Here is a 10,543-nt window from a genome sequence, read left to right as displayed (position 1 = left end):
CACCAGTTTCACGGCTTTACCCGCTTTATTGGTTTCAGTTTTGCCCTTTATATTCAGCCATTGAAGCTTGCTATCTGCTCTGTTTAGCCTTACCTGCACGTCTACGCCGCCCTCAGCCTGAATATTTTTTAGGGCCTCCTTAAACACTGGGAGATCATTTGCTGATATATGTGGGTAGTAGCTTTCCAGTGTCCAATGCGCTTGCCTTTGCGGGTAGCCAAAGATTTCATCATGGTCGCGGGAACGAAAAACTTCTTTTGTCTCAAGGTCCAGTTCCCAGATAGCTGTACGGGTATATCTAAGGGCAAGGTTCAGACGCTTCTGGCTCTCCTTCAGCTGTTTCATTCCGGAAATATCGTCCAGTACAGTAAATCCAAAGGTTTCCCCCTGGTCGTTATAGAGGATCGTAGTTACATCAACCCATACGCGGCTGCGGTCTCTTCGGTACAGGCAGGCCTGCAGCTTAAAGAATGGCACCTGTCTAGACCAGATCTCTTCCTGGAGGCAATGCCAGTGTGCGATATGTTCTTCACAGGCATGATCCAGAATTTTTGTTCCCTCAATTTGTTCTGGCGGATAGTCCAACAGTTCGCAAAGCGCCTTATTCACCTTTAAGATGGTCAGGTCTGACCGAATGATCTTTGAGGCCACACTGGTAAGTTTAAATATAGCGTTGAACTTATCATCACATTCTTTGAACCGTTTCTCAAAATTATCTTGCGCTCTATTTTCTTGCATAACAATTTCAGCTGATAGAGTGATAACATTTACAGGCCAAATATGTTTAGCTGTTACAGATAAACTGTCTTTCATATGGCATGCCCATAGTGAAACGACAAGTAAATTCAGGACGGTACACTGGTGAGGTGTTCTTTCGTCAATATTTTATTGCCGATTTCTTAACACCTGGTAATTACTGGTATGAGTTTGAACGCATACCAGTGAATAAGAAATTACTTAGCTAAGTAGGTCATACCACCGTCAACAAGGATTTCGGTGCCARGCAAAAACGAAGATTCTTCAGAAGCAAGGAAAACCGCTGTTTTACCAATGTCTGAGGGTTGCCCGATCCTGCCTATCGGCATTGCGCTTGCAAATTGTGTTTTCACCGCATCAATGTGCTCTGCAGGAACGAACTTATCAAATGCAGGTGTGTCTGTAGTACCCGGTGTGATTACATTTACCCTGATCTTTCTTGCTAGCAAGTCGTTAGAAAAGCTTTTCGCCAAAAAGATCACTGCAGCTTTTGCAGCGCCGTAAAGTCCAAATGATGGGTATGCCCGGTGTGCGGCATTTGACCCGATAAGAATTACAGACCCGCCATCATTCATATAAGGTAATGCTTTTTGTACCGTGAAATAAACGCTTTTCAGGTTAAGGTCCATGGTTTTGTTGTAGTCCGCCTCGCTCACATCTGCCACTGTTCCGGTTGTTCCTGCACCAGCATTGGCTACCAGTACATCTATTTTGCCAAATTTTTCAGCATTATCTTTAAAAACCCGCTCTAAATCGGCAAGGTTAGTTACATCTGCGTTGATGGCTATAAAATCATTGCCCAGTTGAGCAGCAGCAAGTTCTAAAGTTAGGTGATTCCTACCTACAATAGCTCCGGCGGCGCCTTCACTTTTAAATGCTTCAGCAATACCAAATCCAATACCGCTATTGCCGCCTGTAATTACGGCTACTTTGTTTTTTAATTTACTCATGATCTTTGAATTTAATGTTGATCCAAAGATGCACCTGTGCAACGGACTACAACTTATCAAAAGTCATTAAATAGGCTTGACAAAGATCAAGCTATTTTGAGGAGTTCTTCCTGATCCGGCTCAAGGTTTCTGGTGTTAAACCCAGGTAGGAAGCAATTAAATTTTGCGGGAACCGCTGTATAAAGTGTGGATAATCGTTAACGAGTTCTTGAAACCGTTCTTCACCAGTTTGGCTGATGGAAGACTGCATCCTTTTCTGGGCAGCTATGGTGTTGTTTTGACTCAGCACGTTCTGCATCGCTGAAAAGGCAGGAATAGGCTTTATGAATTCTTCTACCAGGTTATGGGTGATTTGTAAGATCTCCATATCTTCCAGCGCTTCTATGTTAAAACGGCTTGGTGTCAGCTTGTAAAAACTTTCAAAATCGGCTAACCACCAGTTTTCAATACTTAATTTTAATATATGCTCATGCCCCTTTTCATCCACCGTAAACGTCTTGGCAGCCCCTTTCACAATGAAGCCAGTATACTTACATACATCCCCTTCCTGTAAAAAGTATTGTCGCTTGCGGATTTTTTTAGGTTTAAAATGTGCGATAAATACTTGCTTTTCTTCCGCTGAAAGCATTTTACCAGAAAGTTTTTGAACGTAATCGAACAGCGCTTGAAAATTATCCATCTTTAGGTGCTTAAGGAGAATCTTCAAAAATAAAACTTTCAGCTTATTTTATGCTGCCTTTTTAATTATTCAAACTTGTTCTGCTCAGTTTCAGGAAAAGTACTTCATCGAATCGACGAATATGGCTTGCCTGCCATAACGAAAATTACATGTCCATCCATTAATTAGGTTGAAAGCAGCACATCTGGTCGTTTTTGAACGAGATTACCAATTAATTGAACGAATAAGCAAAACGCCTTAACCTTACTATAGCCACTTTTGTAAACAACAATTACATATCAACAAAAAAGACTATGGGACTATCAGGTTTAGGAATTTTTCATACCATCATTGGTATCGTGGCCATTGGAGCGGCAATCATTTCATTTGTACGCTTTGGCAAAATTGATTTAATGCATCTTAGCGGTAAAATATACTTTTATACTACTGCTGTTACGGCTTTAACTGCATTGGGAATCTCCAAACATGGAGGCTTTAATCCCGGGCATATTTTTTCGGTATTCATTTTTATTTTAGTGGTGGTGGCTTTTTGGCTTTCGGTAAAGCGAAGTACCAATAATAGGGCCCGCTATATAGAGAATTTTTTACTCTCTTTCAGCTTCTTTCTGTCGCTCATTCCCACCGTGAACGAAACCTTTACCCGGGTTCCGCTGGGGCATCCACTGGCTAAAAATCCTACCGATCCTATAATTGCCCAAACATTGCTCGTGCTCTTAATCGCATTTGTTGCCGGGGCCATTTACCAGTACATTAAACAACGTAACGCGCTTAGAATACGGTAAACCAAAAATGCGATTTTGGAATAAAAAATCTTTTTATACCGGATAAGTTAATGCATAGGCGCAGAAAAGCCAAACCATGCATTAGTTTTTCTATTTTTATAGCTGAAGGTTTTTTTTAATATGATCATTGACCATAAAAAATACGATTTGTTTGGTAAATCCATTATCCAGAACATCAGGATAAAGGCACCTTTTACCTTCGATTTTCCCATTACCGATAATGCCTGTTTTTTGTACATGTTGCAGGGTGAAATGCAATATCACCGCGGCGAAGACCGGGTAAATATTCCGCATAAACATGCTTTGTTTTTAAATTGTATCCAGGCCAGCAAAACCATCAGTAACTTAAATGAAGGGGGGATTAACGAAATTATGGTCGTTAATTTTCATCCCGATATTTTAAAGCGGATCTACGACCGGGAGATGCCGGTTATACTTCAGGCGTCCGATCGGATGATTTCGAACAAAAGTGTCGAAGTTTTAAACAATAGTTTTTTAATCGAGAAATATATTGAAGGCTTGCTGTTTTATTTTCAGCATCCGGCACTGGTTAACGAAGATATACTGGTTTTAAAGTTAAAAGAAATTATCCTGCTGCTGGCCCAAACCGCTAATGCCCAGGCCATACAAACCATATTTGCACAGCTTTTTTCGCCTACTACCTATACCTTTAAGCAAATTATTGAGGCCAACCTGTTTGAACAACTCAGTATCGATGCCCTGGCACAATTGAATAATTTGAGTTTATCGTCTTTTAAACGCGAATTTGCCAGACATTACAACGATACACCGGCCAATTATATCAAAACCAAAAGGCTCGAAAAAGCTGCCGAAATGCTGTTAATTTCAAACGAAAGGATTAAAGATATTGCTTTTAATTGTGGCTATAATGATTTGGCCAATTTTACCAAAAGCTTTCGCGATAGGTATAAGTGTACACCTAGTGATTTTCGGGAGCGTTAGTAGGGGGACACGACAAATTTGTATACGCAGTCGTCATCCTGAACTTGTTTCAGGATCTTTCCTGTTGCAAAAGATGCTGAAACAAGTTCAGCAGGACGTAGTGGCCTCACTGGCTCAAGTCTTAGTGCAGAGGACAACGGGCTAGATGAATGCGCATGCATAGTAATAATTAATTAAGATTTTCTCAAAGAGATTTAGGGATTAATTTAGTGAAAGCACAAGTCTGCCCATTGCATTAGGCTTGACATTAAGACTTGCGCTAGATAGCGCTAAAACCATCAAACAGCTGAGCCGTACAGGCAAAATATTTGAGCCGTAGAGGAAAGCCTTTGGTATTTCGAATGTTGATCTTTGTTTCATGAACAACATCACAAAAATTCAGTTGGGTCAAGATGGCCCTTTCGTATCTAAACTTGGTTTAGGTTGTATGCGCATGTCTTCCGTATGGGGTGGTGCTACACCCAGCGAAACAGAAAGTATTGCCACCATTCRGGAAGCATTAGATAGTGGCATTAACTTCTTAAATACAGGCGACTTTTATGGTGCCGGTCATAATGAAATGTTAATTGGCAAAGCGATTAAAGGCCGGCGCGACGATGCCTTTATCAGCGTAAAATTCGGTGCCATCTTTCACAACGGCCAGTGGCTGGGGTTAGATCTGCGGCCCCTTGCGATCAAAAATTTTATCAATTACTCGCTAACGCGTTTGGGTATCGAAACCATCGACCTCTACCAGCCTTGCCGAATGGACGATAGCGTACCGGTGGCAGACATCATCGGAACGGTTGCCGACCTGATTAAAGAAGGTAAAGTGCGGCACATTGGTGTATCTGAAATTACGGCTGAGCAGCTCCGTCAGGCAAATGAAACCCACCCCATAAGTGCGCTGGAAATCGGCTATTCGCTGGCCGACCGTCAGATCGAAAATGAACTGCTGCCTGCAGCAAAAGAGTTAGGTATTGCAGTAGTGGCCTTCGCCAATACCGCAGAAGGTTTATTAACCGGCGACATGAAAGCGCCACTTGCCGAAAATGATTACCATAACCATTTCTCCCGTTTTCAGGGCGAAAATCTGGTTCATAACCTCGAAAAAGTAGAAGTATTGAAACAATTGGCCCACAACAAAGGCTGTACACCTACACAGCTTGCTATTGCCTGGGTAAAGGAGCAGGGCGATCATATCATGCCTTTAGTAAGCATGAGCCGCAGATCGCGCCTGCCCGAAAATATTAAAGCGCTCGATATTGTATTTACGCCGGAAGAAATGAATACTTTAAATACTACTTTTGCAATAGGTGCCATACGTGGCGGTACTTATTTACAACGTTAAATGACCAATCCAAAAGAAATCCTCCCAGGCCTAATCTTTTATTCTTACCTCTCTGCCCAGCGGAAAGAGAAAGTGTGTTTCTGGAACCACCATACCCTGGTATTGCAGGTTTCAGGGCAGTTCACTTTAGAAACCGCTGGGCAAAGTATTTCGATGGCCGGAGGAGAACTGTTGTTGATTGGCAAAAACCAGTTGGGTACGCTCACCAAAACACCGCTACCCGGAGGGAACTATGAAACCATCGTCATTTCCCTTCAGGAAGAGCTTTTGCGCAAGATCGTATTGGAAGAAAAGTTAACCGCAGACCATAAATACATTGGTCCGCCAAATATCCTGATTCCATCAAACGAATTTCTCAAAGGCTATTTCCAGTCTATTGTTCCCTATGCCCGAAGCTCGGGTGCCACCATGACCAATGAAATGGGTATTTTGAAAGTGAAAGAAGGAATTAAATTGTTATTGCTTGCCCTACCGGCACTGCGTAACTTTTTATTCGACTTTTCAGAACCCCATAAAATAGACCTGGAAAAGTTTATGCTGAGCAACTTTCATTTTAATGTGCCCATCGAAAAATTCGCGCAGCTAACTGGCCGCAGTCTGGCCGGTTTTAAACGCGATTTCCTGAAAACTTTCGGTGCACCACCCCGCCAATGGCTGCAGGATAAACGCCTAAGGGAAGCCAAACACCTCATCGAAAGCAAACATCAAAAACCTTCTGCCATTTATCTCGACCTTGGTTTCGAAAGCCTGTCGCACTTCTCACATGCTTTTAAAAAGAAGTTTGGTATGGCGCCTACGGCGCTGAATGCGTAGGTATGGGTTTAAGGAAAGTACAAGCCTCGTGTTTTTTGAGAACACCGTGCTAAGACTTGCTAGATAAGGGTATGCTTAAAATAGGATAGTATGGAAAGAGTCTGGATCAAGCTCTAGTCAAATTTATTCTGGTATGTAAACTGATGTGTTTTTGCTTCATTTTGTTAACAAACAGCTAGCAACTTGTTGAATAAAATACCGAATCACCTTCTTATCTTAGTACTTTCTAATCAGTGCATCAAAATATGAACATAGGCAATACGGTATACAGAGGGAATACGTTCGAAGAAAAGGGCTTTCAATTATTAAAATCAGTTTTTGAAAACGGTGACTTTCCTGTATTACCGCAGTGTTGCACGTTTCGGGCAAAGCCCAAATACAAATCGATTATACTTGATGAATGGATCGAGTTTGACATGAGCATTGAAGTTCGTACAAGACCGGAAGAGAATCCCTTGATGATTTTTTTGGTCGAAATGAAAGACTATAAAACGACCATTCCGGGCAATGACGTTGGTGAATTCATCAACAATATCCAATCCATTGGCGGGCTAAACATTCATCCGATTTTCATCAGTACTACAAATCTTCAGCGCAAGGCTCAAAAGCTGGCAAATGCGCATAAGGTTGTATGGATAAAAATCGAAAAGGATACCTTTCATACTAAAATATATAATTCAAGAAAGCGCAAAGCATGCCTTGTTGATACAGACTTTGCTCAAACTGCTGCTGAACTTGAAAAGCTAAGGTTTCTGAGTGAACTAAGCAATCTCGGCGTTGGCCAGGGTGTAGCAGAAATCAACTGGTCAGAGCTGATAGAAAAAGTTATACGACACTCGCTTTTAGGTTATCTTACGGGAAAGACCGGCGAGATTTCTGAAGTTACAGGCGTAGAGCGTCTTTCAGGAGAACTGCTGGAAGAAATGGCCAATAACCTGTTGGATGATTTTAACCCTCATATCAGAAAGCACCACCTTGGGCTTAATATGGAAAGTTTTATGGAATACCTTAAAGAAAAACATAAACTTGAAGTATCAATAGAATCCATCGAACAACCTCAGGGTCGTGAAATCCTCGGCCTTTGTATCGCTAAAGAAAGGAAAATCATTATTGATTCCAGCATCAGCGATACGGACCGCTTCAATTTTATATTGGCTCATGAAATTTCGCATTTCTTTCTGCATAGACATCTAACCATTGAGCAGTCTGCCTACGACAGCCAATCGGATTCGATATTCAACCCTTTAACGGGAAGGCATGACTTGGTCAATGACCGGAATTGGATAGAATGGCAAGCCAATAAATTTGCGGCCTGTTTAATGATGCCAGAATTGAATACCGTAGTTAGGCTGATAGAATGCCAAAGTATAAGAGCCAGACGCAGGCCTAACCATGTTCACGTTGACAATGTGCCAGAAAATTGGAGCAATTTTCTGTTGACCATTGACCATTTAAGCAACTACTTTGGGGTAAGTCACAGGGTTATGGAATACCGTATGGCCGATATTGGTGTGCTGGCTTACGGAAAAAGTTTCAGAAGGCCTAACCGGATTTCTAGTGAACTTAATGTACATGCCAAACCGATCAGCCAGCTGATGTCAAAAGCCTTAAATCAGATTGAAGTGGCATGCAGTCAGCCTCCACGTTCATTGAATTATTCTGACGAAGAGGCACCATTTTAGTTAATATATAATAGTAAAGAAAAAAATACATTCTTTTCAAAGGTGTAGTGAATAGCTATTTACTATACCTTATCGCGAATGAGTATGCCTCGCTAGTGTATGCTTGTCGCGTATGAATGTGGATTTAATTATGTGCCATGGTTTTTGATGTAAATCTATATTCAGCAGAATTTTATATTTGAAATGCAGTAAATACTTAAAGTTAGTTGGAAGGCTTTTAAACAAAAAAGCCCATCTTTCGATGAACTTTTAGAAATTCTATTCCATAGAGAGAATTTGGTCGGATTTTGGTGAAATCAAGTTTTCAATAAATTCTATGACTTCATTGTTAAGACGATCATCCAATTATCACATGCCAATCAGGATCGGATTGAGTTAAGTGACAGAGRAATATAGTGATCAAGAATATAATGAAGAGAGGAAAAAGCTAAGTTTTATTGTCTTTGGGAAAACTGATGATGAAATCAACAAAGCACTGGATTCGATGTTCAGTAAAATTTTAGAAGAATGCAAGAGGAACTCAAAAAGATCACTGTCTAACCAAGAATAGTCTGAAATATGTTTCATACACAAACCACCCCGGATCCCAAAACTGGCGGATACTTTATTGCCGCCGAAGCGAAAACTGCCGTAGATGTAAACCCTGCATATTATTATGCTATGCACGAAAAAGAAGTTGCTTTGACAATGGCTCGTTCTTATTTTAAGTTGCTTAACCAAAGGCTAGGCTATGTTGGGGAAAAGAAAATTATTGAGCGTGCTGCCAGAGATTGGCAGGTGCGGTATCAAGCTGCTCTGAAATATGAATTGCCAGAGATGTTTAAAAAAATCCTGTTCTCAACCAAGAAAAAGGAACAAATAGAGTTGCTTCGCGAGGCAAGATTAAATCATGAGCTATTTTTTGCTTTTATTATCCAGTCTTCTGATACATTTGGTTATAAGTTTTCAGTCTATACTTTTGAGCACAAACCAAAACAATTAATTGGCAAAAAATATCCACGATTCATTTACCGTAATCCAGATAATGAGATTGAAACTGCTGGGAAAACCGATCTAACAAATAACCAATTACATCTGGCCATAACTGAAAACCATCGTGTAATCGTAAACTTTTTTGCCAAAGGAGGTGTATGGCATTGCCTGTTTCGTACTATGAAGGGGATTTATGGAAAAGAGAAGGCTCATGAAGCTGAGCCCCATATGCACTATGTTTCATCAGCGTGGGGATATTCCAGAGCTCAAGTTTTAGAAGAGCTTGCTAAAGAAAGATATAGTCTTAAAAGTGCACATTTACCTTTTGATCCAAGAGAAAAGGACGATAACACTGAGGGATAGACACTGACAGGTCAGTAGGAAAGGCTGATAAATTTTGAATTATGTATCGGTTAGCTATCTAAAATTAAATCTTGATAAGTATTTATGCCCTCGCTGGCGCATGTGTACTGCGTATGCATGTTTGCTAGAGCGGAAACATTTGAGGTTAATTAAAAAAAACTATAAACAAAAAAAGCCCATCTTTCGATGCGCTTTTAATCGGTAGAGTTAAGCTAAGAATGTTCAACCCTACATAGAAATAATGAAGCAATAATAACTTTTGAAAAACATTGAAAAATAAAGTTGACRGACAGTATAAGAATCAGAAACTTAAAACTTTGTCGAGTATTCTGCTAAGGTTTTATATCCGCAAGTTCTGTTAACGGCCATTCTTCTTTCAAAAGGTCGGGGGTGATCGCTAAAATTTCCTGGTTTCTGATAAAATGGAGGTTTATTATAAATAAAATGTGATCAAAGGTAATCGGGATGAGTATTGTTGATGATAGCAATATATTTATAAGTTGATTTCTATCTGATTTGAAAAACTTCTTTGATAACTTTTGATCAGAATCTAGAATTTCCTTCAATCTTGAATCTAGTTGCCCTAACTTAAAGGTAAGTCGGAATTTGTTTCTTAGCATAGCCTCCCAATTTCTGTTCTTATAGTGATGGTAAGCAATGTCTTCAAATAGTGCTTTTAGAGCGAGGTCACTAGTTTCCAGAGATGCGTATATGCCATTGAGCATTCTACTTTCAGTTTGTAGGCCATCCCATTCACTACTACACTTATATCTTAAGTTATGGTCTACCTCGTGCCAGCCTTCTGACAATGTAGTACGGAACTGTATCTCGAAAGTGCTGTCAACGAAAGCGAATTCATCCGTTTTTTTTGCCTTTAGCTCGTTAAATGTATTTTTTAAATCTACTGGCAGTGCACAGATCATGTTTTTTCTTAAGGGTTTAAAAGTATCTGATTCAGGCTGGTCATAAACGAGATCGATTTTTTCAAAAATAGATGTACATATTTTTATTATTGGTTGAATATCATCATTAAAATAAGTCGTAATCCTGAATCCTATTAGATCTTGCATTTGCTTATCAGATTTATCATATTCTTTTCTCTTAAGCTTATCCTTTACCGAACTATCATCCTTGATCCTAGAAAATAATCTAAAAAGAATTCCTGAACGTTTAAGTTCTGTTTCTAATTTTATTCTGATATTTCTTTCAATAATTTCGAGTGCGTGCTCATTCATACTAATTCGGTTCTGTAA

The 10,543-nt window shown here is 40.0% G+C and carries 10 protein-coding genes; 6 read left to right on the top strand and 4 right to left on the bottom strand.

The genetic code is table 11. The annotated features are described in order from the left end of the window. The 3 genes from AC1DND_RS08745 to AC1DND_RS08735 all read right to left on the bottom strand — a co-directional run. A partial coding sequence (locus AC1DND_RS08745) for a PAS domain-containing protein (RefSeq protein WP_477580845.1) occupies positions 1-813 on the bottom strand: 813 nt, incomplete at its 3' end. A gap of 140 nt (positions 814-953) precedes the next feature. Beyond that, positions 954-1,706: an SDR family NAD(P)-dependent oxidoreductase gene (locus AC1DND_RS08740; RefSeq protein WP_477580842.1), complete on the bottom strand. Its 753-nt coding sequence runs from the start codon at positions 1,704-1,706 to the stop codon at positions 954-956. A gap of 91 nt (positions 1,707-1,797) precedes the next feature. After that, positions 1,798-2,385, bottom strand: a complete 588-nt coding sequence (locus tag AC1DND_RS08735) for a Crp/Fnr family transcriptional regulator (RefSeq protein ID WP_477580840.1) — start codon at positions 2,383-2,385, stop codon at positions 1,798-1,800. A 293-nt stretch (positions 2,386-2,678) separates the two neighbouring features. Here AC1DND_RS08735 and AC1DND_RS08730 point away from each other — a divergent pair, with 293 nt between their 5' ends. The 6 genes from AC1DND_RS08730 (at position 2,679) to AC1DND_RS08705 (ending at position 9,290) form a co-directional block, all read left to right on the top strand. Further along, positions 2,679-3,167 carry a DUF2306 domain-containing protein gene (locus AC1DND_RS08730; protein WP_477580838.1) on the top strand — a complete coding sequence of 163 codons (489 nt, stop codon included), beginning with the start codon at positions 2,679-2,681 and terminating at the stop codon, positions 3,165-3,167. A gap of 120 nt (positions 3,168-3,287) precedes the next feature. Continuing rightward, on the top strand, positions 3,288-4,130 hold the full coding sequence (locus AC1DND_RS08725; RefSeq protein ID WP_477580836.1) for a helix-turn-helix domain-containing protein: 843 nt from the start codon (positions 3,288-3,290) through the stop codon (positions 4,128-4,130). Between the two features lie 358 nt (positions 4,131-4,488). Next, positions 4,489-5,460 (top strand): aldo/keto reductase, encoded by a 972-nt coding sequence (locus AC1DND_RS08720; RefSeq protein WP_477580834.1) that lies wholly within the window; start codon positions 4,489-4,491, stop codon positions 5,458-5,460. Continuing rightward, the gene (locus AC1DND_RS08715) at positions 5,461-6,273 is read left to right on the top strand and encodes a helix-turn-helix domain-containing protein (protein ID WP_477580832.1); all 813 of its coding nucleotides are present in this window, start codon (positions 5,461-5,463) and stop codon (positions 6,271-6,273) included. It abuts the gene before it with no gap. Between the two features lie 245 nt (positions 6,274-6,518). Continuing rightward, positions 6,519-7,955, top strand: coding sequence for an ImmA/IrrE family metallo-endopeptidase (locus AC1DND_RS08710; RefSeq protein WP_477580830.1), 1,437 nt, complete (start codon positions 6,519-6,521; stop codon positions 7,953-7,955). Between the two features lie 558 nt (positions 7,956-8,513). Further along, complete coding sequence (locus AC1DND_RS08705) at positions 8,514-9,290, top strand: hypothetical protein (protein ID WP_477580828.1); 777 nt, start codon at positions 8,514-8,516, stop codon at positions 9,288-9,290. Positions 9,291-9,622: 332 nt separating this feature from the next. Here AC1DND_RS08705 and AC1DND_RS08700 read toward each other — a convergent pair. Beyond that, the coding region (locus AC1DND_RS08700; RefSeq protein ID WP_477580827.1) for a hypothetical protein at positions 9,623-10,543 on the bottom strand (921 nt) is incomplete at its 5' end.

The organism is Pedobacter sp. 01N416 (assembly GCF_056399685.1).
Note: the sequence above shows the minus strand (reverse complement) of the source record. Positions and strands in the feature narration are given on the sequence as shown.